We start from the raw sequence: 716 nt of genomic DNA, 5'->3' as shown, positions 1-716 counted from the left end.
GGCGCCCGAGAGGTTGGCGCCCGAGAGGTTGGCGCGCGAGAGGTTGGCGCCCGAGAGGTAGGCGCCCGAGAGGTTGGCGTCCGAGAGGTTGGCGCCCGAGAGGTTGGCGTCCGAGAGGTTGGCGCGCGATTCAACCGCCTTCTCCAAAACGTAGCGCGTGCGCAGTCCGCTTGCCATGTCGTCCGGCACATCGCACTCAAAGAGCACGGAATCGTTCCAGCGGTGTTTGATCTGATGCTTTGCCATGGTGGTTCCTTCGTGGTTGAAATCAGCAGGCGCCTCGTTGGAAGCGCCTGGTGGTTTGCCCCGCGTTGGCAGGGCGGGAGGGTTAGAACGCTGCGATACGCTCACCCAAGACGGCGCTGTAGTCATTCATGATTTCTTCTTGGCACACAAGACGCCCGCGCTCGGCTTCGTCATGAACGATGGTGGTGAATGATGCAGAGCTAATGAATGCCTTCAGCTTCTGCAGCTTCTCGTCAAGCTCGCGCTTTTCGTCAACGACACGTTGCTGATGTGGTGCTAATTGCTGGCTCATACTTTTTTCCTTTGTTGAAAAACAGAGAGCACTGACCATCAATGCCCTCTGGTTTTGGCCCCTTCCTGCTCTTGGCGGGGCCAACCTCATCTGCACTTTGCGCGCCCAGAACAGCGCCCGCTCTTTTTGATCTCGCTGGATACGGCACCCAGCGCGCGACGTTGAAAGCGTCTATGTG

The 716-nt window shown here is 58.7% G+C and carries 2 protein-coding genes; both read right to left on the bottom strand.

The annotated features are described in order from the left end of the window. The coding region (locus AC1Q64_RS25680) for a pentapeptide repeat-containing protein (RefSeq protein ID WP_492253181.1) at positions 1–246 on the bottom strand (246 nt) is incomplete at its 3' end. Between the two features lie 82 nt (positions 247–328). Further along, positions 329–538, bottom strand: a complete 210-nt coding sequence (locus AC1Q64_RS25675) for a crAss001_48 related protein (RefSeq protein WP_492253180.1) — start codon at positions 536–538, stop codon at positions 329–331. Positions 539–716: the final 178 nt, after the last annotated feature.

The organism is Acidovorax sp. GW835-FHT14G06 (genome assembly GCF_058793595.1).
Note: the sequence above shows the minus strand (reverse complement) of the source record. Positions and strands in the feature narration are given on the sequence as shown.

What these genes read in the sequence shown, in the direction of transcription:
- AC1Q64_RS25675 (WP_492253180.1), bottom strand. Translation starts at nt 538, where the DNA reads ATGAGCCAGCAATTAGCACCACATCAGCAACGTGTCGTTGACGAAAAG.